Source organism: Pseudomonas sp. Lb2C2, from assembly GCF_052112205.1.
GTDB classification, from domain to species: Bacteria; Pseudomonadota; Gammaproteobacteria; order Pseudomonadales; family Pseudomonadaceae; genus Aquipseudomonas; species Aquipseudomonas kilonensis.
The window spans coordinates 825,442-845,466 of sequence record NZ_JAUTYW010000003.1 but is presented as its reverse complement, the minus strand read 5'-3'; the positions used below and the strand labels follow the sequence as shown (position 1 = coordinate 845,466).

The following is a 20,025-nucleotide window of genomic DNA, read 5'->3' as shown; positions in this document are numbered from 1 at the left end:
GCATGAGCGAAACCCGTTTCAACATCGTATTCGACGGAGGCTTGATGCCGGGCGTCGATACCACCACAGCCAAACTCAACCTCGCCGACCTGTTCAAAAGCGATATCAGCGCCATTGAACGGCTGTTCACTGGTCGCAAGGTGGCCCTTAAAAGCAACCTGTCCCAGAGCGAAGCCCAGCAGTACCTGGAAGCGCTCAACAAGAGCGGAATCGATGCCCGAATCGAAGCCGAACCCGCCGCCCTCCAACTGAGCCTTGGCGAAGTTCAGGAGTCGCCACAACAGCCGGGGGGACGTCACCCGGAGTCAATCGTCGACCCCGTCTCGCCGTATGCGCCTCCCCGGGCCGAAGTGGGTGAAACACTCGCCGAGTACAGCACCCTCAAGCCGTTCAGCTTCGATGGGCGTATCGGCCGTTTGCGCTACCTGGCCTGGACCATGGTGTTGACCCTGGCCCTACTGCCCTTGGTCGGCCTGGGCTTCTGGTTAGCCACGGCCTGGCTGCTGGCTTCCGACTCGATAGCGGGACTCATCGTCGGCGGCCTGCTCGGCGCAGCCGTCGTACTGGCCTTTGCCTTCGTGAGCATCCAGTTCAACGTCCAGCGCCTGCATGACCTCGGCTGGTCGGGGTGGTTGTGGCTGGTCAACCTCGTTCCATTCGTGGGCAGCATCTTCCCGTTCATCCTCATCATCGCCCCAGGCAATACCGGTGCAAACCAGTATGGCCCGCCGCCACCGCGCAATACCACAGCGGTCAAATTGCTGGCGTCGCTTTGGCTTGTGATGATCGTCCTGATTTTCATGGCTACCTTTGCCGGCATCTTCGGAGCCCTCCAGGAGGACTACGACAGCAGTACCCTGAGCAGCTATGAAAGCAGCGAGTCCAGCACCGACTCCGCCGAAGAACCAGCCGTCGAGGCAGCCGAGCCCGCTTCGCCTTCTGTAGACTATGAAGAAGAAGAGGAACAATAAGCGCGCTTCATGCCGGTGACAGCCCAGTCGCCCGGCGGCGGGCTGTTGCGATGGAGAACTGCATGACCCGTTACGCACTGATCACTGGCGCTTCCAGCGGCATTGGCCTGGCCATGGCCGAAGCGCTGGCCCGGCGCGGCCGCAACTTGATACTGGTGGCTCGACAACGTGATCGGCTGGAAAGTATTGCAATCGAACTGACTCAGCGGTTTGGCGTGGAGGTGTTGTTCCGGGCTTGCGACCTGGGCGAACCGCTGAGGCTTTCAGGCTTTCTCCTGGAACTGGAGGAAGGTGAGCGGCAGATCGACCTGCTGGTCAATTGTGCTGGCATCGGCACCAGTGGGCCATTCCTGGGCCAGGACTGGATGACCGAGCAGGACCTGATCGAAGTCAACATCCTCGCCCTGACACGGCTTTGTCACGCCATCGGTAACAGCATGGCACTGCTTGGCGGCGGCCAGATCCTCAACGTCGCGTCAATTGCCGCGTTCCAGCCCGGCCCCTGGATGAGTACCTATTACGCCAGCAAGGCCTACGTGCTGCACTTCTCCGAGGCCCTGCGGGTCGAGCTGAAGAAATGCTCGATCAAGGTCTCGGTGCTGTGCCCTGGCCCGACCCGAACCGGCTTTTTTTCCAAGGCGCAGATGGACGAACAGAAACTCATCGACAGCAAGCTGTTGATGAGCCCGGAAGAAGTCGCCCTGTACGCCGTGCGCGCGCTGGACCGCAACCGCGCCATCATCATTCCCGGACGCCGCAATCGTTGGCTGGCCGCACTGCCGCGACTGGGGTCGCGATGGCTGGTGCGAACCATCGCCGGCATGATCAACAAGGCATACTGCCCGCGCTGATCCCTTCAAATTGAACAACCAGGCACCTCAACCGGAACCTTCAAGACACCCGACCTCGACGAACCCAACGGAGAAAACAGCTGTGGATACTCTGTTTACCAAGATCATCAACCGGGAAATCCCGGCGAAGATCATTTACGAGGATGACCAGGTATTGGCCTTCCACGACATCGCCCCGCAGGCGCCTGTACATTTTTTGGTCATACCGAAAAAGCCGATCCGCACCCTCAACGACCTGACCGAGGAAGATAAAGGCTTGGCGGGGCACATTTTGTTCACTGCCCAGCGCCTGGCGCTTGAATTGGGCTGTGAAGAAGGTTTTCGCGTGGTGATGAACTGCAATGAACTGGGTGGGCAAACGGTCTATCACATTCATATGCATGTGCTGGGGCAGCGCCAGATGAACTGGCCGCCGGGCTGATACCCCTGACCCAACGCAAATCTTCGGCGGTCGATTGAGTTAAACTGGCCGCTGTGATTTTTCCCGGAGGTAAGCATGACTACCCAACGTCACTACTCGCCGATTGACCGTCTGTTGCTGCAAGCCGATACCGCGATGCGCACGCTGCTACCCTTCAGTGGCCAGCCGTACCGCCCATCACCGGCTATCGTGCAACCAGACGCGCAACTGAGTGACGAGCAAACCCGCCACGTCGCCGGCCTGATGCGTATCAACCACACCGGCGAAGTCTGTGCCCAGGCGCTGTATCAGGGCCAGGCGCTGACAGCGAAGCTACCGCAAGTGCGTGAGGCGATGGAGCATGCCGCCGAGGAAGAAATCGACCATCTGGTCTGGTGTGAACAACGGATTCGCCAGCTGGGCAGTCATACCAGCGTCCTGAACCCGCTGTTCTATGGGATGTCATTCGGGATCGGCGCCGTTGCCGGGCTGATCAGCGACAAAGTCAGCCTCGGTTTCGTTGCGGCGACCGAGCATCAAGTGTGCAAGCATTTGAATGAACACCTCGAACAACTGCCAGCCGAGGATGAAAAATCCCGGGCGATCCTTGAGCAGATGCGCGTGGACGAGGAACACCATGCCGAGAGTGCACTCGAGGCCGGTGGCTTCCGTTTTCCGGCCCCGGTGAAGTTCGGCATGAGCCTGCTAGCCAAGGTCATGACCAAGAGCACTTATCGGATTTGACGGCAATTGGGGACTGACTAGCTCATTCCCACGGAAATTAAAAAGGCGACGTCCCCAAGGGAAGTCGCCTTTTTTCTATCCGAAAACTTCAATACGGCCAGTCGATTATCGACTCAACCCAACTCGATGATTTCATAATCGTGGGTGATTTCGACCCCAGCGGCGCCGAGCATGATCGAAGCCGAGCAGTATTTCTCGGCGGACAGCTCGATGGCGCGCTTGACCTGGGCTTCCTTCAGGGCTCGCCCCTTCACCACGAAGTGCATGTGGATCTTGGTAAACACTTTGGGATCTTCAGTGGCGCGTTCTGCCTCCAGGAAAGCTTCGCAGCTTTCGACGGCCTGGCGGGACTTTTTAAGAATGCTGACCACGTCAAAATTGCTGCAACCGCCTACGCCCAGCAGGAGCATTTCCATCGGCCGAACACCCAGGTTCCGCCCACCGGCCTCTGGCGGGCCGTCCATGACGACCACATGACCACTGCCTGACTCACCGAGGAACATGGCTTCGCCAGCCCATTGGATGCGTGCCTTCATCGCCAAGACTCCACTGTTAAAAAAGGGTCGCCAGCTTAGCACAGCGCTCCGGCAGGACCGCTCTTCGTCTTAGGAGACCTGACCGAGCAGCATGTAGGTAAATTCTCAAATCAATTAAGGACGCCTCTGTTAAGCTGGCCATACGCCAACTCGCTGGCGTATGGCCAGCTTTTAGCGATAGCCATTCGCGCTTATAAAAAAACCAAACCACCACACCGCGCAGTCTTTCGGGATACAACCATGGTTGCCATTACTCCCACGTTCAAGATCAAGAATCTCGACAAACTCTTGATGCATTGCCAGCGCCGCCGCTATCCAGCCAAACACAACATCATTTGTGCGGGAGATCGCTCCGACACGCTGTTTTTCATCATCAAGGGTTCGGTCACTATCCTGATAGAAGATGACGACGGTCGGGAAATGATCATCGCCTACCTCAATTCCGGAGATTTTTTCGGCGAGCTGGGGTTGTTCGAACAGGCGGGCAAGGAACAGGAACGCAGTGCCTGGGTACGGACCAAGATTGAATGTGAAGTTGCGGAAATCAGCTACGCCAAATTCCGAGAACTGTCCCTGCAAGACCCGGACATTCTTTACGTCCTCAGCGGACAAATCGCACAGCGCCTGCGCAATACCACCCGCAAGGTGGGCGATCTCGCATTTTTCGACGTCACCGGACGTGTCGCACGCTGCCTGTTGGAACTGTGCAAGCAACCCGATGCCATGACCCACCCGGACGGCATGCAGATCAAAGTGACCCGTCAGGAGATTGGTCGGATTGTCGGTTGTTCGCGTGAAATGGTCGGTCGCGTACTCAAGGACCTGGAAGAGCGCAACCTGGTCAGCGTCAAAGGCAAGACCATGGTGGTGTTCGGAACGCGTTAGGCGCCCAGCAGATTGGTCAGCAGCTCCCGGTACAAAGCATCGAGCCGCTCCAGCGCGTGAGGGGCCGGGAATTTTTCATGCAGGGCAATATGACTCTCGGCACGCACTCGCTGCTCCAGGCCACAGGCCTCATTGAAGCGATTGACTGCCGCGACCATGGACTCGCGCTCGTTCTCCAGCAAAAGCGCGCCATGAACCAGCCCCACCGGACGTTGACCACCCTTGCTCTGGCGCCAGCGCTGAGCGGTGCCGACCATTTTCCGGCCGTCGAGATTGACGTTGAAGCGCCCGTCACAGAAAGCTCCCTCCACCTCTCCCAGTGAAGCCATTCCGCCCAACTCATCCAACAACTGGCAGATGGGATCGCACAACCGGCGATACCCGGTTTCGATACGTCCGTGGTCGCCTTCGCTGCGCGGTGGTGCGTAGACCAGGGCGATATTGACGGTGGCGGCCGACTGCGGCACCGGTTCGCCACCGGTTTCGCGCAACAGCACCGGCCAACCGTTGGCGGCCGATACTTCACAGGCGTGTTCAAACCCCGGCAGGCGACTCAAGCGACGCGGCATCACCAGTGCACGATCGTTGGGCTGCCAGAACAGCAAGCCGAACTCGGCGTCGCCCGCGCAGATGCTGGCCAACAGATCCTGTTCAGCTTGCAGACCAGCTTCGACGGTGAGGAAAATCACAGGCGACATGGATCAATCCAGCGTCGAGCCGCTCACCGGCAGGCCACGTTCAGGAAAGAACAGTCGCTGCAATTCCGTACCCGGGTTCTCGGCGCGCATGAACGCCTCGCCCACCAGGAACGAGTACACATCGCTGACTTCCATCAACTCGACATCGGCCCGGTTGAGGATGCCGCTTTCGGTGATGACCAGGCGATCACGCGGGATGCGCGGCAACAGGTCCAGGGTGGTTTCCAGGCTCACTTCGAAAGTGTGCAGGTTGCGATTGTTCACGCCGACCAGTTTGGTATCGAGGGTTTTCAGGGCTCGTTCCAACTCGTCACCGTCGTGGACTTCCACCAGGACATCCAGCCCGACGCTTTTGGCAACGGCCGCCAGCTCGGCCATTTTCACGTCGTCCAAGGCGGAAACGATCAACAGCACGCAGTCGGCGCCCAGCGCACGCGCCTCGACGATCTGGTAGGGGTCGATCATGAAATCCTTGCGGATCACCGGCAACTTGCACGCCGCCCGCGCCTGTTTCAGGTAGTCGTCGGCCCCTTGAAAAAAGTCGACGTCGGTCAGCACCGAGAGGCAGGTCGCGCCGCCCTTCTCGTAGCTTCGCGCGATGTCGGCCGGGACGAAGTGTTCACGAATCACGCCCTTGCTGGGGGACGCCTTCTTGATTTCGGCAATCACCGCTGGCTGTTTTTTCTTGGCCTGATCGATCAGAGCCTGGGCAAAGCCGCGCGGCGCATCCGCTGAACGCGCCAGGTTTTCCAGCTCGGCCAGACTGACGCGAGCGCTGCGCTCGGCCACTTCCTGGACCTTGCGAGCCAGAATGTTTTCCAGAACCGTTGGCACGCTCATCCTTCGTTCTCCACTTTGAATACGGCGGTAAATGCACCCAGCTCCTCGAGTTTTTCCCTGGCCAGGCCAGTGTGCAGCGCATCATGGGCCAGTTCTACGCCTTGCTTGAGGCTGCTGGCGTGGTCGGCGGCGTACAACGCAGCGCCGGCATTGAGCACGATCATCTCAGCGGCTTTCTGGCCATTCTCGGTCTTGCGGCGACCCAGGGCATCGCGGATCAGCTCCAGCGACTGGGCCGGGCCATCGACCGCCAGGCCATGCAAGCTCTGGCTCTTCATGCCAAGGTCTTCAGGTTCGACCCAATACTCGCTGATCTGATCATTTTTTAGTTCGGCCACGAATGTGGGCGCCGCCAGGCTGAACTCATCCAGCCCATCCTTCGAATGGACCACCAGCACGTGCTTGCTGCCCAGGCGTTGCAGAACTTCAGCCAATGGTCGGCACAGCGCCTGGCTGAACACCCCAACCACTTGATGCTTCACGCCGGCCGGATTCGTAAGCGGGCCGAGCATGTTGAACAGCGTACGCAGTCCCAGCTCACGACGGGGCCCCGCGGCGTGTTTCATGGCGCTATGGTGGGTCTGGGCAAACATGAAACCGATGCCGACGTTATCGATGCAGCGTGCTACCTGGATCGGCGTCAGGTTCAGGTAGATGCCGGCCGCCTCCAGCAGATCGGCACTGCCGCTCTTGCCGGAAACTGCCCGATTGCCGTGTTTGGCAACGGTGCAACCGGCCGCCGCGACGACAAACGACGAAGCCGTGGAAACGTTAAAGATATTGGCGCCGTCACCGCCGGTACCGACCACATCCACCACACCGTCCAGCGTCTTGAGTTCGACCTTGTCCGCCAGCTCACGCATCGCCGAAACCGCACCGACGATTTCATCGATGCTCTCACTCTTCATGCGCATGGCCATCATGAACGCGCCGATCTGCGCATCCGTGCATTGTCCAGTCATGATTTCGCGCATCACGTCGCGCATCTCGTCGGTGCTCAGGTCGAGATGGCCGACGATACGGCTCAGGGCTGTCTTGATATCCATGAAAAGTCCTTAGCGCGTGCCGCCGGTTTGTTTGAGAAAGTTGGCGAACAGTTCGTGGCCCTGCTCGGTGAGAATAGACTCGGGATGGAATTGCACACCCTCGATATTCAATGTCTTGTGGCGCAGCCCCATGATTTCATCGACCGAGCCGTCTTCAAGCTGGGTCCAGGCCGTCAGCTCCAGGCAGTCCGGCAGAGTTTCGCGCTTGACGATCAGGGAGTGGTAGCGGGTTACGGTAAGCGGATGATTCAGCCCCTCGAACACGCCCTTGTCCTCGTGAAATACCGGGCTAGTCTTACCGTGCATGACTTGTCGGGCGCGCACCACGTCACCGCCGAACGCTTGGCCGATCGACTGATGTCCCAGGCAAACACCGAGGATCGGCAACTTGCCGGCGAAATACTTGATGGCGGCGATGGAAATGCCCGCTTCGGTCGGCGTGCACGGGCCGGGTGAAACCACGATGCGCTCAGGCTTGAGGGCTTCGATTTCGGCGATGGTCAATTCGTCGTTGCGCACGACCTTGACCTCGGAGCCCAGCTCGCCGAGGTACTGCACAACGTTGTAGGTAAAAGAGTCGTAGTTATCGATCATCAGCAACATGGCGTAAGCAACCTATTGAATTCACTGACTTTAAATACAGCCTTCAGAGAATGACCCACACGCTGCTGCGCTTGGCGAGGCGAGTGATGCCCCTGCGAAGCGGCTCTACAAGCGGGTAAAGAAGGCAAATCGGTACAGGTCCGGCGAGGCCGGCGGAGATTGTTCAGGCGCGCCAACGCCAACGGGCGTGTGCCTTGATCATTTGATCCAGAGGTTTGCTGACAATCGACACAGGGGAAGTCTCGTTCATACGTCCCGGCACAGTAGCTTAGCTGGGCGGAGCACGCAATATGAGCGATCCCGAAGGGCTTTGAAACAATCGCGACGTTCAAGATGGATGGCAAAACGCCGGAAGTTTTTGGTACTGTCGTTTCGTTTTCTAACAAAAATAAGATAAAAACGGACTTTCTCATGATCAAAAAGACGCTGTTCGTACCGATTGCCAGTTGCCTGCTGGCGATGGCCTGCGCCCAGGCGAGCGCCGCCCCCAACCCATATTCCAAGTTCGTCGTGTTCGGCGACAGCCTCAACGACGCTGGTCAGTTTGCCGACCCGAATGGTCCGCCCGGCTCGACCGAGCGCTATACCAACCGAACCGGTCCGATCTACACCGACGGCAGCGGCGAGGCCTACTCCGCCAACTCCACCCAGTTGCTCGGTGGGCGCCTGGGTTATTCGGCCGACGAGACTGCCGCCTCCACTTCAGCGGTCCGCGCCAGCGAGGGGCTGGCAGACGGCAACAACTGGGCGGTGGGCGGTTATCGTACCGACCAGATCCTCGAATCAATTACCGGCGTGTCCGACACCGGCGAGCGCAGCCGTCCCGGCTACCTGCAGTCCAATGGCCTGCGCGCCGATCCTAATGCGCTGTATTACATTTCCGGTGGTGGCAACGATTTCCTTCAAGGCCGGGTACTAAACACCGCGCAAGCAAACGCCGCAGCGGACCGCCTGGCCGACAGCGTCCAGGTGCTGCAAACAGCCGGTGCCCGCTATGTGATGGTCTGGCTGCTGCCCGACCTGGGCCTGACCCCAGCCCTCAACGGCGGCCCTTTGCAAGACACCTTTTCGCAACTGGGCAATCAGTTCAACCAGCAGTTGATCACGCGTCTGCAAGGCATCGACGCTGAAATCATTCCGTTGAACATTCCGCTTTTGCTGAAGGAAAGCTTCGCCGACCCGGCAAGATTCGGCCTCGCCACTGGTGAGAACCTCACCGCGACCTGCTTCAGCGGCAACGGCTGCACGGAAAACGCCACCTATGGCATCAACAGTGCCACGCCGGATCCCACCAAACTCATCTACAACGACTCGGTCCATCCAACCGAGACGGGGCAAAAACTGATCGCCGACTACGCCTTTTCCCTGCTCGCGGCGCCATGGGAACTGACGTTGCTACCGGAAATGGCCCACTCAACCCTGCGCGCTCACCAGGATGAGCTGCGCAGCCAGTGGCAATCGGACTGGGAAAACTGGCAGGCCGTCGGCCAGTGGCGAGCCATCGTCGCAGGCGGCGGCCAGCATCTGGACCTGGACAGCCAGAGCAGCGGCGCCAGCGCCGACGGCAGCGGCTACAGCCTGAACATCGGCGGCAGCTATCGCCTCAACGACGCGTGGCGCGTGGGTGTCGCCGCCGGTTTCTACCGCCAGGACATGGAAGCAGGTCATAACGATTCGAAGTACAAGCTCAACAGCTACCTGGCGACCGCTTTCGCCCAGTTCCAGCAAAACCGCTGGTGGGCCGATGCGGCGCTGACCGGTGGCAAGCTCGACTACGACAACCTGGAGCGCAAGTTCGACCTGGGCGTCAACGAAGCGCAGGAGAAAGGCGACACGGACGGCCATCTATGGGCATTCAGCTCGCGGGTGGGCTACGACATCGCCCAGCCGGGCAGCGAATGGCACCTCTCGCCGTTTGTCAGCGCTGATTATGCGAAGGTGGAAGTCGATGGCTATTCGGAAAAGAGCAGCCGTTCCACAGCCCTGACCTTCGATGACCAGACCCGCGATTCGAAACGCCTGGGCATTGGCTTGCAGGGCAAATACAACATCACCCGGCAGACCCAGGTGTTTGGCGAGTATGCCCACGAACGCGAGTACGAGGACGACACGCAAAAGGTCAATATCGCCCTCAACAGCCTGCCGGCCAACGACTTCACGCTGGAAGGCTACACGCCACAGAGCCACCTGAATCGCCTGAGCCTGGGGGTCAGCCACAAGTTGACCAACGACTTGGCGTTACGGGGCGGTTATACACTGCGCAAGGATGATGACCTGACCCAGCAAGGGGTAAGCCTGGGCGTTAGCCTGGATTTCTGATCAAGAAAAACCTGTGGGAGCGAGCTTGCTCGCTCCCACAATGATCGAGTTGCCTGAAGGCCTTCAGCCGTTCGAGGTCTGCTCGGCCAGCGCCACGGCGCGGAACATGGCCCGGCGCTTGTTCAGGGTTTCTTCCCACTCCAGTGCTGGCACCGAGTCGGCGACGATACCGCCGCCGGCCTGCACGTGCAGTTCACCGTTCTTGATGACCGCGGTGCGAATGGCAATGGCGGTGTCCATGTTGCCGTTCCAGGCGAAGTAACCCACGGCCCCGCCGTACACGCCCCGCTTGACCGGCTCCAGTTCGTCGATGATTTCCATCGCGCGGATTTTCGGCGCGCCGGACAAGGTGCCCGCCGGAAGAATCGCCCGCAAGGCGTCCATCGCCGTCAGCCCGGCCTTCAACTGGCCGGTGACGTTGGAGACGATGTGCATCACGTTGGAGTAGCGCTCGATGACCATCTTCTCGGTGAGCTTCACCGAGCCGATTTCCGAGACCCGCCCGGTGTCGTTGCGCCCCAGGTCAATCAGCATCAGGTGCTCGGCGATTTCCTTGTCATCCGACAGCAGGTCCTCTTCCAGCGCCCGGTCAGCTTCCTCCGTGGCGCCACGGGGGCGAGTCCCGGCGATCGGCCGTACCGTGATCAGGTTGTCTTCGACCCGCACCAGCACTTCCGGCGAACTGCCCACGACATGGAAGTCGCCGAAGTTGAAGAAGTACATGTAGGGCGTCGGATTGAAACAGCGCAGCGCCCGATAGAGATCGATGGGCGCCGCCTTGAAGTCGATGGACATCCGTTGCGACGGCACGACCTGCATGCAGTCACCGGCGAGGATGTACTCCTTGATGGTATCGACGGCCCGTTCGTAATCGTCCTGGGTGAAACTGGAACGGAATACCGGGTCGGCCGCCGACTGCTTGCTGAAGTCCAGGCCGGGGCGCGGAGCGATCGGCTGACGTAACTTTTCCAACAGTGCCTGCAGGCTTTGTTGACCTTGCTCGTAGGCATCTTCCTGGGACGGATCGGCCAGGACGATAGCGTGCATCTTGCCGGCGAGGTTATCGAAAACGACGACCGCATCAGACACCATCAGCAAAATATCCGGCACGCCCAGCGGATCGGGGTTCGGGCAGGTGCCCAGGCGTTTTTCCACGTAACGCACGCAGTCATAGCCGAAATACCCCACCAGGCCTCCGTTGAAACGCGGCAGGCCGGGGATGGTCGGCACGTTGTAGCGGGCCTTGAAGGTTTCAACGAATGCCAACGGGTCTTCGACTTCGAGGCTTTCGATTTCGACACCGTCGTGGGTCACGCTGACGCGGTGGTCATGGACCCGCAGCACCGTACGGCACGGCAGGCCGATGATGGAATAACGGCCCCATTTCTCGCCGCCCTGCACCGATTCGAGCAAGTAGGAGTTGGGTTGGTCGGCCAACTTGAGGTAGATCGACAGCGGTGTGTCGAAGTCGGCCAGAGTTTCACAAGCAAGGGGGATGCGGTTGTAGCCGGCAGCGGCTAGACGCAGGAATTCTTCGCGGATCATGGGGTGCCTCGTGGCAAGAGGAGCTGACAGTCAGGTATGCAAACGCGCCGGATAACCGGCCAGGATCACGTCAGGTGCGCCAACGCCAGCGGGCCAGGGCCTTCATGACTTTCATCCAGAGTTTGCGAGTGACCACCACGATGGCGTTTCCAGAAGAGGATTGAACAGCGTCGGGCAACGTTATCTCAGCGGCCGGGTCCAGGCAACCGGGAATTAACAGACGCAAATCGTCGATCACCAGCGTCGGAAACTCTTCGGCGATTGGCCTGCCGTGGTTGTAGCCATAACTCAGCGCCACGCATTTGACCCCCGCCGCCTTGGCCGCCAGCACATCACTGCGCGAGTCGCCGACGAACAGGGATTGGGAAGCCGGGATGTTGGCCATTTTCATCACGAAAAACAGCGCGGCCGGATCCGGCTTTTTTTGTGGCAAGGTATCGCCGCCGATGATCCAACGGAAATAGCGGCCGATTTTCATCTGGTCCAGCAACGGCGCAACGAAGCGCTCCGGTTTGTTGGTAATCAGGGCCATTTCCACGCCCTGCTTTTTCAGCCATTTGAGGGTGGAGCGCACGCCGGGATAGACCACCGTCAGTTGGTGATTGTCTTCGTAGGCTTCATTGAACAACGCCAGCGCCCGCTCGGCCTCGGCATCATCGACACCTTGGGCATCGATGTCATTGGCCAAGGCCCGGCGCACCAGCATGGGCGCGCCGTTGCCGACCCAGTGGCGCACCGAGTCGATGCCGGCAGAAGGACGTCCAAGCTTGAGCAGCATCGTATCCACGGCCGCCGCGAGGTCCGGGACCGAATCGACCAATGTGCCATCGAGGTCGAACATCACCAGACGCGGCAAGCTGCCGGGGAACAGCTGCTCGAAGCCGCTCATGGGCGCGCCAGGGCCAGTTCGGCGCGCATTTTTGCAATCACCTCTTCGTAGTTCGGTGCGTTGAAGATCGCCGAACCCGCGACGAACGTATCGGCGCCGGCCGCGGCGATTTCACGGATATTGTTCACGTTCACGCCACCGTCGATTTCCAGGCGGATATCACGGCCCGAGGCATCGATCAGCGCACGGGCTTCGCGCAGCTTGTCGAGCGTACCCGGGATGAACTTCTGCCCGCCGAAGCCAGGGTTGACGCTCATCAGCAGGATCATGTCGACCTTGTCCATCACGTACTTGAGCACGTCCAGGGGCGTGGCCGGGTTGAACACCAGGCCGGCCTTGCAACCGCCCTCGCGGATCAACTGCAGGGAGCGGTCGATGTGCTGCGTGGCTTCAGGGTGGAAAGTGATGTAGGTAGCACCGGCTTCGATGAAGTCACCAACGATGCGGTCCACCGGGCTGACCATCAGGTGCGCGTCGATCGGCGCGGTGACGCCGTACTTGCGCAGCGCCGCGCAGACCATCGGGCCGATGGTCAGGTTGGGCACGTAGTGGTTGTCCATGACATCGAAGTGCACGATGTCGGCCCCGGCGGCCAGAACGTTGTCCACTTCCTCGCCCAGGCGGGCGAAGTCGGCAGAGAGAATCGACGGAGCAATAGCGAAGGGCTGCATGACGCACCTGTTTTGAGCGAAATCACGATGGCGCGCATTGTATACCTCAAGATTTGGCGCGCCCACCGTGGCAATCGATCAATACGCCGCGCGGTAGATCTTCTCGATATCGGCGGCGCTCAGTTTGCGCGGATTGTTGCGCATCAGCCGTTCTATTCCCGCCGCTTCCACCGCCATGGAGGGAATCACGTCATCGGTCACGCCCAGGCTGCTGAGGCCGTTGGGTATTTCCACGGCGGCGCACAACGCAACCATGGCCTCCACGGCTTCGTCGGCCGCTTCAAGATCACTCAGGTGCGCGGTCTTGAGGCCCATGGCCTCGGCGATGTCACGCATGCGCTCGACACAGGCCATCTTGTTCCAGGCCATGACGTACGGCAGCAACAATGCGTTGGCGACGCCATGGGACACGTGAAAGCGCCCGCCCAACGGATAGGCCAGCGCATGCACCGCCCCGACTCCGGCATTGCCGAATGCCATGCCGGCCATCAGGCTGGCCGTGGCCATGTCTTCACGGGCTTGCAGGTGAGCCGGGTTGGCATAGGCCTTGGGCAGCGCGCGGGTGATCAGCTTGATTGCGCCGATGGCCAGGGCATCGGTGATCGGCGAAGCATTGAGCGACAGGTAGGCCTCGATGGCGTGTACCAGCGCATCGACGCCACTGGCAGCCGTGACGCTGCGCGGGCACGTGAGGGTCATCTGCGGGCTGACCAACGCCACGTCCGGCAACAGATAATCGCTGACGATGCCTTTTTTCAGCTGCGCGGCCTTGTCGGAGAGGATCGCCACGTTGGTGACTTCCGAACCAGTACCGGCCGTGGTCGGGATGGCAATCATGGGCGGGCCTTTGCGCGGCACCTGATCGACACCGAACATATCCTGCAACTCGCCGTGGTACCCGGCATAGACCCCCACGCACTTGGCGATGTCGATGGCGCTGCCACCACCCAGGCCGATCAAGCCATCATGACCACCGTCGCGGTAGGCTTGCATGCAGTCTTCGACAATGGCGATTTCCGGGTCCGGCATGACCCGGTCGAAAATCTCGTAGTCCCGTCCGCCCAGATGTTGCAGGGCCAGTTCCACGGTGCCGGACTTGACCAACGCCGCATCGGTCACGATCAGTGGGTTGTCGACGTCCAGCCGGGTCAGCTCAGCCGCCAGTTGCTCGATGGCAGCGGCACCGGTGATCAGTTTATGGGCGATCTTGAATGAGGAAAGACTCATGTGCGCGGCCTCTTATTCGAGTATGGGCTGGCACAAGGATAGCTCGGTATTGAGGGTTGTCTGCCATTCAGCGCATGAATGCGATAAGGAACCTGTGAATGAGGCTCCTGTGGGAGCGAGCTTGCTCGCGATAGCGGATCAGCATTCAACATCTGCTTCGAATGTATCACCGCTATCGCGAGCAAGCTCGCTCCCACATTCGTCAGACTTGGGTAGTACGCAGCTTCTCGCTACGCCCACGCAACCACTCCAGGGTCAGCAACAGGATCACCGAGAAGGCAATCAGCAGGGTCGCCGCCGCCGCGATGGTGGGGCTGAGGTTTTCGCGGATGCCGCTGAACATCTGCCGTGGCAGGGTTGCCTGCTCGGGACCGGCCAGGAACAGGGTCACCACCACCTCATCGAACGACGTCGCGAAGGCGAACAGTGCGCCAGAGATCACGCCCGGGGCGATCAACGGCAGGGTCACCCGACGAAACGCCGTCAGTGGCGAAGCCCCAAGGCTGGCGGCGGCCCGAACCAGATTGTGGTTGAACCCCTGCAGGGTCGCCGAGACCGTGATGATGACGAACGGTACACCCAGCACGGCGTGGACCACGATCAGCGAGAAGAAGCTGTTGCCCATCCCCAACGGTGCGAAAAACAGGTAGCTGGCCACGCCGATGATTACCACTGGCACCACCATGGGCGAAATCACCAGGGCCATCACCAGTGCCTTGCCTGGGAAGTCACCACGGGTCAGGCCGATGGCCGCGAGCGTGCCGAAGATCATCGCCAGCAACGTCGCTGCCGGGGCCACGATAATGCTGTTTTTCAGCGCCCGCATCCATTCGGCCGAGGCGAAGAAATCGTGATACCACTGCAGCGAGAAGCCTTGCAGCGGGTACACCAGGAAACTGCCGGAGTTGAACGACAGCGGAATGATCACCAGCACCGGCAGGATCAGGAACAACAGGATCAACCCGCAGAGTATGCGCAGACTGTAGAACCACACCCGCTCAATGGGGGACATGTAAGGACTCACCATTTTCGATCTCCCCTTAGCTCAGGCGCAGGCGACTGGCGCCCACCAACCAGCTGTAAATCAGATAAAGCACGATGGTCGCCAGCAACAGCAGCCCGCCGAGCGCCGTGGCCATGCCCCAGTTAATGCTGGTGTTGGTGTAGAACGCAACGAAGTAGCTGACCATCTGATCGTTCGGGCTGCCCAGCAGCGCCGGCGTGATGTAGTAGCCGATGGCAAGGATGAACACCAACAGGCAACCGGCACCGACACCTGCATAGGTCTGTGGGAAGTACACCCGCCAGAAACTGGCGAACGGATGGCAGCCCAGGGAGATCGCCGCCCGCATGTAAGTAGGCGAGATGCCTTTCATCACGCTGTAGATCGGCAGGATCATGAATGGCAGCAGGATGTGGACCATGGAGATATACACACCAGTGCGATTGAACACCAGTTCCAGAGGCTTATCGATGACGCCCATGGCCATCAGGGCGCTGTTGATCAAGCCGCCCGACTGCAACAGCACGATCCATGCGGCGACTCGCACCAGGATCGAGGTCCAGAACGGCAGCAACACCAGGATCATCAATAGGTTGCTTTGGCGCGATGGCAGGTTCGCCAGCAGGTAGGCCAGCGGATAGGCCAGCACCAGGCAGATCGCGGTGATCACCAAGCCCATCCAGAACGTGCGGGTGAAGATATCCAGGTAAATCGCCTGGTCAGGGGTGGCTGGGGCCAGTTCGCCGAGGTCATCGATGCGGTGATCGACGGCCGCCAGCAAGTAATACGGGGTAACGTCGCTGGTGTTGCGGCGGATCACCTGCCAGTACGCGGGGTCGCCCCAACGCTCATCGAGGTTTTCCAAGGCTTCTTTATAGGAAGCCGGCTCGGTGGCAAACGGCAACGCCCGAGCAGTCTTGGTCAGCAGGCTGCGATAGCCGGCCAGTTCCATGTTCAGGCGCTTGGACAAGTCGCCCAGGGTCTGATTCTTGCGGGCTTCGGCCAAGTCTTCACTGGCAGCCTTGTACACTGGTTCGCCCGGCAAACCGCGTCCGTCCCATGCAGCGACGGCGGCGACAGTGCGCGGCATGGCGCCCACCACTTCCGGGTTGCTGACGCTTTTGAACAGCAGCGCCACGATCGGCACCAGGAACACCAGCAACAGAAACAGCACCAGCGGCGCGATCAAGGCCTGGGCCTTCCAGCGGTTGATCCGCTCGGCGTGCTTGAGCCGCTGCTTGAGGGTGGGGCTGGTGCCCGCGTTCAGTGGAACGGCGATGGCCATGGCGAACTCCGCAAATCTCTTTGATCGTTACAGGGGCGGCGGGCCGCCTCTGTTCTTTTGAAACCGCAACCTGTGGGAACGAGTCATTGTGGCGAGCGAGCTTGCTCGCGCTGGGCTGCGAAGCGGCCCCAAAATTTTGTCGGCAACGCCAATTTTGTGAGTGCTGCGCACTCAAGCGGGAGCAAGCTCCCTCGCCACAAAAGCCCGTTCATTCAGGGCGCTTTGGTTACTTCGCAGCCCAGGAGTTGAAGCGCTGTTCCAGTTGCTCGCCGTTGTCAGCCCAGAAGCTGACGTCGATCTGCACCTGGTTGGCGATGTTTTCCGGGGTGGTCGGCATGTTGGTCAAGACATCCTTGGCCAGCAACGGTACTGCCTGGGTATTGGCCGGGCCGTAGGCGATGTTTTCCGAGTAGGTCTTCTGCTGCTGCGGCGCCACCGAGAAAGCGATGAATTTCTTCGCAGCTTCGGCGCGGGTCTTGTCCAGGCCACGTGGGATGGCCCAAGCGTCAAAGTCGTAGATGCCGCCGTTCCACACCACCTTCAGGTTGCTTTCTTTCTGTACCGCGGCGATCCGGCCGTTGTAGGCCGAGCTCATGACCACGTCACCGGAAGCCAGGTACTGCGGCGGCTGGGCGCCAGCTTCCCACCACTGGATGTTCGGCTTGAGCTCATCGAGCTTCTTGAACGCACGGTCCTGGCCGTCTTTGCCAGCCAGCACTTTGTAGACGTCTTTCGGCGCTACGCCGTCGGCCATCAAGGCGAATTCCAGGGTGTACTTGGCGCCCTTGCGCAGGCCGCGTTTGCCCGGGAATTGCTTGGTGTCCCAGAAGTCTGCCCAACTGGTCGGTGCGGTCTTCAGTTTGTCAGCGTTGTAGGCCAGCACGGTCGACCACACGAAGAAGCCCACGCCGCAAGGCTGGATAGCACCCTTGACGTAGTCTTCGGCCTTGCCGAACAGGGCCGGATCGAGTTGTTCGAACATGTCTTCGTCACAACCACGGGACAACTCCGGGGACTCGACCTCTACCAAATCCCAGGAAACGCTCTTGGTATCAACCATGGCCTTGACCTTGGCCATTTCGCCGTTGTACTCGCCAGCTACGATCTTGCCGTTGCCGGCCGCTTCCCACGGTGCGTAGAAGGCTTTGACCTGAGCCGCCTTGTTCGCCCCGCCGAAAGACACCACGGTCAGGTCCGGGCCCGCCGCCATCGCGCTTGCCGCACCCATCATGCCCAGTGTCAGGGCTGTGAACTTCAGGGATCTCAACATTTATTGTTCTCTCCACGTGCAGGGTTGGTGTTGGTACAGCAGGGGGCGATCAATTCGCCTCTAGAAGGGGATCGAGCGCACGCACATGCTCGACTTGCCAGCCAAGCGGAACCACGTCCCCGACAGCGAGCCCGGGATCGAGCTCGGCAATCGGCTGTTTCACGAAGAAGTCGGTCTTGCCGCAGACTTCCAGGCGAACCCGGACGTGGTCGCCCAGATAGATGAATTCCGCCACCCTCCCTGAGAAGCGGTTGACACATTGTTCGCTTGCGCCGTTGAGACTCACCCGCTCCGGGCGGATCGACAGGGTCACCGGCTCGCCGGGCTGGCCGACGTTCACCGCCAGGGCCTCGACCTTCTCGCCGCGCGCCAACTCCACCAGGCAGCGCTCGCCGGTTTGACTGTGCAGACGACCGTTGAGACGGTTGTTCTCGCCAATGAAGTTGGCGACGAAAGTGTTTTTCGGCTCTTCATACAGGGTGCGCGGTGGGGCGATCTGCTGGATCTCGCCCTGATGGAACACCGCCACGCGGTCGGACATGGTCAAGGCTTCGCCCTGGTCATGGGTCACGTAGACCACGGTCACGCCAAGGCGCTGGTGCAGGTGTTTGATTTCCATCTGCATGTGCTCGCGAAGCTGCTTGTCCAGCGCACCGAGGGGTTCGTCCATCAGCACCAACTGCGGCTCGAACACCAGCGCCCGGGCCAGAGCCACCCGTTGTTGCTGGCCGCCGGACAATTGCGCCGGGTAGCGTTGGGCGAAGCTGTCCAGCTGGACCATGCTCAAGACGCGCTTGACCCGATCACTCACGTCGCTCTTGTTCAAACCTCGCACGGTCAGCGGGAACGCCAGGTTCTCGGCAACGGTCATGTGCGGGAACAAGGCGTAGTTCTGGAACACCATGCCGATGTCGCGCTTGTGCGGTGGCACATTGTTAATCGAGCGCCCAGCCAGCAGGATCTCACCAGCGGTTGGAGTCTCAAACCCGGCGAGCATCATCAGGCTGGTGGTCTTGCCGGAGCCGGAAGGCCCGAGCAGGGTCAGGAATTCGCCTTTGCGAATATCCAGGTTGAGGTCTTTGACGATCAGGTTCTCGCCGTCGTAGCTCTTTTGCACACCACGAAAGCTGACCAGTACATCACTGGCCCCCGCGCTTGAATCGACCTGGCTCATACCCGCACCTTTTGTATTGATGACTGCTTGTGAGTCAAGCCTAGTGGAGCCTGGGGCCCGCGCAAATCGGGACGCAGGAGAGAATCACCTCAGCCGGATGGAAGAGTCGGGGTAGGGATTGCCCTACAGGGATGGCGGGATTGGATAAGGACAGCGGGCAGTTGGCAGCGGCACGCCGCAAGCAGGGGCAAAAGCGCTGTTGGGGCGTGTCGCAAATGGATATGCCGAAACAAAACCTGTGGGAGCGAGCTTGCTCGCGATAGCGGAGTGTCAGCCAACATCAATACTGAATGTGCTGCCGCCATCGCGAGCAAGCTCGCTCCCACAGGGGGAGTGGTGAAGCTCAGAGCAACTTGTGCTCCATCGCATATTTCACCAGTTCCGCCAATGAGGTGATGTTGAGCTTCTGCATCAGCCGCGCCTTGTGGGTGCTGATGGTCTTGCTGCTCAGGGCCAGTTGCTGGGCGATGTCGTTGACGTTGGCGCCCTGGGCCAGGCGTTCGAAGACTGAGAATTCACGCTCGGACAGCAGCGAGTGCAGCGGTCGCGTGTCGGTCAGGCCGACTTCAAAGACCATGCGGTCGGCCAGGTCCGGGTCGATGTAGCGCCCGCCGGCCGCGACCTTGCGAATCGCCATGAGCAGCAAGGCCGGGTCGCTGTCCTTGGTCGCGTAGCCGGCGGCGCCGACCTTCAGGGCACGGGCGGCCATTTGCGCCTCGTCATGCATCGACAGCACCAGGATGGCCGGCGGATTGTTCAGCGCCCGGATCCGTGGGATCGCCTCCAGGCCGTTGACGCCCGGCATGGAAATATCCAGCAGCACCACTTCGCAGGGCACATGCCGTAAGGTTTCGAGCAACTGTTCGCCATTGCTCGCCTCCCCCACCACCACCAGATCCTTGGCCAGGCCGATCAACTGCTTGATGCCTTCGCGGACGATGGTGTGGTCTTCGGCTACCAGTACACGGATCACGTTGTTCTCCAGATTCAGGATCTCATCGCGAGCAAGCTCGCTCCCACAGTGTGTATGTGTACATCTCAATCAATGTGGGAGCGAGCTTGCTCGCG

General features: G+C 60.3%; 20 protein-coding genes. 6 read left to right on the top strand and 14 right to left on the bottom strand.

Annotation, left to right across the window (positions count from 1 at the left end):
- The first annotated feature begins 2 nt into the window (after positions 1-2).
- The 4 genes from Q7F16_RS12075 (at position 3) to coq7 (ending at position 2,966) form a co-directional block, all read left to right on the top strand.
- Positions 3-971, top strand: a complete 969-nt coding sequence (locus Q7F16_RS12075) for a DUF805 domain-containing protein (RefSeq protein ID WP_046064572.1) — start codon at positions 3-5, stop codon at positions 969-971.
- A gap of 62 nt (positions 972-1,033) precedes the next feature.
- On the top strand, positions 1,034-1,822 hold the full coding sequence (locus Q7F16_RS12070) for an SDR family NAD(P)-dependent oxidoreductase (protein ID WP_046064571.1): 789 nt from the start codon (positions 1,034-1,036) through the stop codon (positions 1,820-1,822).
- A gap of 82 nt (positions 1,823-1,904) precedes the next feature.
- Entirely contained in the window at positions 1,905-2,243 is a 339-nt protein-coding gene (locus Q7F16_RS12065; RefSeq protein WP_003316306.1) for a histidine triad nucleotide-binding protein, read from the top strand.
- A gap of 75 nt (positions 2,244-2,318) precedes the next feature.
- Positions 2,319-2,966 (top strand): 2-polyprenyl-3-methyl-6-methoxy-1,4-benzoquinone monooxygenase, encoded by a 648-nt coding sequence (gene coq7 / locus Q7F16_RS12060; protein ID WP_014340488.1) that lies wholly within the window; start codon positions 2,319-2,321, stop codon positions 2,964-2,966.
- Between the two features lie 113 nt (positions 2,967-3,079).
- Here coq7 and Q7F16_RS12055 read toward each other — a convergent pair whose 3' ends face one another.
- Entirely contained in the window at positions 3,080-3,502 is a 423-nt protein-coding gene (locus Q7F16_RS12055; protein WP_003206127.1) for an OsmC family protein, read from the bottom strand.
- Positions 3,503-3,742: 240 nt separating this feature from the next.
- Here Q7F16_RS12055 and crp point away from each other — a divergent pair, with 240 nt between their 5' ends.
- On the top strand, positions 3,743-4,387 hold the full coding sequence (gene crp / locus Q7F16_RS12050; RefSeq protein WP_046064570.1) for a cAMP-activated global transcriptional regulator CRP: 645 nt from the start codon (positions 3,743-3,745) through the stop codon (positions 4,385-4,387).
- On the opposite strand, the gene Q7F16_RS12045 is transcribed toward crp, so the two are convergent.
- From Q7F16_RS12045 to Q7F16_RS12030, 4 genes are read right to left on the bottom strand one after another with little or no spacing between them, the layout of a single operon-like run.
- Entirely contained in the window at positions 4,384-5,085 is a 702-nt protein-coding gene (locus Q7F16_RS12045) for a lipoate--protein ligase family protein (protein ID WP_014340491.1), read from the bottom strand. The two genes, crp and Q7F16_RS12045, sit on opposite strands and share 4 nt — an antisense overlap.
- Before the next feature lie 3 nt (positions 5,086-5,088).
- A complete protein-coding gene (trpC, locus tag Q7F16_RS12040; protein ID WP_014340492.1) occupies positions 5,089-5,925 on the bottom strand; it encodes an indole-3-glycerol phosphate synthase TrpC in 837 nt (278 codons plus the stop codon).
- Positions 5,922-6,971, bottom strand: coding sequence for an anthranilate phosphoribosyltransferase (gene trpD / locus Q7F16_RS12035; protein ID WP_046064569.1), 1,050 nt, complete (start codon positions 6,969-6,971; stop codon positions 5,922-5,924). The genes trpC and trpD overlap by 4 nt, the downstream gene beginning before the upstream one ends.
- Positions 6,972-6,980: 9 nt before the next feature.
- Complete coding sequence (locus tag Q7F16_RS12030) at positions 6,981-7,574, bottom strand: aminodeoxychorismate/anthranilate synthase component II (RefSeq protein WP_014340494.1); 594 nt, start codon at positions 7,572-7,574, stop codon at positions 6,981-6,983.
- A gap of 411 nt (positions 7,575-7,985) precedes the next feature.
- On the opposite strand from Q7F16_RS12030, the gene estP reads away from it, so the two are divergent.
- Entirely contained in the window at positions 7,986-9,893 is a 1,908-nt protein-coding gene (gene estP, locus Q7F16_RS12025) for an esterase EstP (RefSeq protein WP_409557397.1), read from the top strand.
- Between the two features lie 63 nt (positions 9,894-9,956).
- Here the strand turns inward: estP and trpE are convergent, their stop codons facing one another.
- From trpE to Q7F16_RS11980, 9 genes are all read right to left on the bottom strand, one after another.
- Positions 9,957-11,438 carry an anthranilate synthase component I gene (gene trpE / locus Q7F16_RS12020; protein WP_046064567.1) on the bottom strand — a complete coding sequence of 494 codons (1,482 nt, stop codon included), beginning with the start codon at positions 11,436-11,438 and terminating at the stop codon, positions 9,957-9,959.
- Positions 11,439-11,508: 70 nt separating this feature from the next.
- Positions 11,509-12,327 (bottom strand): phosphoglycolate phosphatase, encoded by an 819-nt coding sequence (locus Q7F16_RS12015; protein WP_079302809.1) that lies wholly within the window; start codon positions 12,325-12,327, stop codon positions 11,509-11,511.
- Entirely contained in the window at positions 12,324-12,998 is a 675-nt protein-coding gene (rpe, locus tag Q7F16_RS12010) for a ribulose-phosphate 3-epimerase (RefSeq protein WP_014340498.1), read from the bottom strand. Before rpe ends, Q7F16_RS12015 begins: the two co-directional genes overlap by 4 nt.
- 78 nt (positions 12,999-13,076) lie before the next feature.
- Complete coding sequence (locus Q7F16_RS12005; RefSeq protein WP_046064565.1) at positions 13,077-14,225, bottom strand: iron-containing alcohol dehydrogenase; 1,149 nt, start codon at positions 14,223-14,225, stop codon at positions 13,077-13,079.
- 202 nt (positions 14,226-14,427) lie between these two features.
- Positions 14,428-15,252 (bottom strand): ABC transporter permease, encoded by an 825-nt coding sequence (locus tag Q7F16_RS12000; protein WP_018607199.1) that lies wholly within the window; start codon positions 15,250-15,252, stop codon positions 14,428-14,430.
- A gap of 13 nt (positions 15,253-15,265) precedes the next feature.
- On the bottom strand, positions 15,266-16,513 hold the full coding sequence (locus Q7F16_RS11995) for an ABC transporter permease (RefSeq protein ID WP_018607201.1): 1,248 nt from the start codon (positions 16,511-16,513) through the stop codon (positions 15,266-15,268).
- 226 nt (positions 16,514-16,739) lie between these two features.
- Positions 16,740-17,783 carry an ABC transporter substrate-binding protein gene (locus Q7F16_RS11990; RefSeq protein WP_014340502.1) on the bottom strand — a complete coding sequence of 348 codons (1,044 nt, stop codon included), beginning with the start codon at positions 17,781-17,783 and terminating at the stop codon, positions 16,740-16,742.
- A gap of 49 nt (positions 17,784-17,832) precedes the next feature.
- Positions 17,833-18,957 (bottom strand): ABC transporter ATP-binding protein, encoded by a 1,125-nt coding sequence (locus tag Q7F16_RS11985; RefSeq protein WP_409557398.1) that lies wholly within the window; start codon positions 18,955-18,957, stop codon positions 17,833-17,835.
- Positions 18,958-19,300: 343 nt separating this feature from the next.
- Positions 19,301-19,930 (bottom strand): response regulator, encoded by a 630-nt coding sequence (locus Q7F16_RS11980; protein WP_003206156.1) that lies wholly within the window; start codon positions 19,928-19,930, stop codon positions 19,301-19,303.
- Between the last annotated feature and the right edge of the window lie 95 nt (positions 19,931-20,025).

Excerpts from the sequence above, each read along its gene's own strand:
- Q7F16_RS12075 (WP_046064572.1), top strand. The coding sequence starts at position 3 with ATGAGCGAAACCCGTTTCAACATCGTATTCGACGGAGGCTTGATGCCG.
- Q7F16_RS12070 (WP_046064571.1), top strand. The coding sequence starts at position 1,034 with ATGACCCGTTACGCACTGATCACTGGCGCTTCCAGCGGCATTGGCCTG.
- coq7 (WP_014340488.1), top strand. The coding sequence starts at position 2,319 with ATGACTACCCAACGTCACTACTCGCCGATTGACCGTCTGTTGCTGCAA.
- Q7F16_RS12055 (WP_003206127.1), bottom strand. The coding sequence starts at position 3,502 with ATGAAGGCACGCATCCAATGGGCTGGCGAAGCCATGTTCCTCGGTGAG.
- crp (WP_046064570.1), top strand. The coding sequence starts at position 3,743 with ATGGTTGCCATTACTCCCACGTTCAAGATCAAGAATCTCGACAAACTC.
- Q7F16_RS12045 (WP_014340491.1), bottom strand. The coding sequence starts at position 5,085 with ATGTCGCCTGTGATTTTCCTCACCGTCGAAGCTGGTCTGCAAGCTGAA.
- trpC (WP_014340492.1), bottom strand. The coding sequence starts at position 5,925 with ATGAGCGTGCCAACGGTTCTGGAAAACATTCTGGCTCGCAAGGTCCAG.
- trpD (WP_046064569.1), bottom strand. The coding sequence starts at position 6,971 with ATGGATATCAAGACAGCCCTGAGCCGTATCGTCGGCCATCTCGACCTG.
- Q7F16_RS12030 (WP_014340494.1), bottom strand. The coding sequence starts at position 7,574 with ATGTTGCTGATGATCGATAACTACGACTCTTTTACCTACAACGTTGTG.
- estP (WP_409557397.1), top strand. The coding sequence starts at position 7,986 with ATGATCAAAAAGACGCTGTTCGTACCGATTGCCAGTTGCCTGCTGGCG.
- trpE (WP_046064567.1), bottom strand. The coding sequence starts at position 11,438 with ATGATCCGCGAAGAATTCCTGCGTCTAGCCGCTGCCGGCTACAACCGC.
- Q7F16_RS12015 (WP_079302809.1), bottom strand. The coding sequence starts at position 12,327 with ATGAGCGGCTTCGAGCAGCTGTTCCCCGGCAGCTTGCCGCGTCTGGTG.
- rpe (WP_014340498.1), bottom strand. The coding sequence starts at position 12,998 with ATGCAGCCCTTCGCTATTGCTCCGTCGATTCTCTCTGCCGACTTCGCC.
- Q7F16_RS12005 (WP_046064565.1), bottom strand. The coding sequence starts at position 14,225 with ATGAGTCTTTCCTCATTCAAGATCGCCCATAAACTGATCACCGGTGCC.
- Q7F16_RS12000 (WP_018607199.1), bottom strand. The coding sequence starts at position 15,252 with ATGGTGAGTCCTTACATGTCCCCCATTGAGCGGGTGTGGTTCTACAGT.
- Q7F16_RS11995 (WP_018607201.1), bottom strand. The coding sequence starts at position 16,513 with ATGGCCATCGCCGTTCCACTGAACGCGGGCACCAGCCCCACCCTCAAG.
- Q7F16_RS11990 (WP_014340502.1), bottom strand. The coding sequence starts at position 17,783 with ATGTTGAGATCCCTGAAGTTCACAGCCCTGACACTGGGCATGATGGGT.
- Q7F16_RS11985 (WP_409557398.1), bottom strand. The coding sequence starts at position 18,957 with ATGAGCCAGGTCGATTCAAGCGCGGGGGCCAGTGATGTACTGGTCAGC.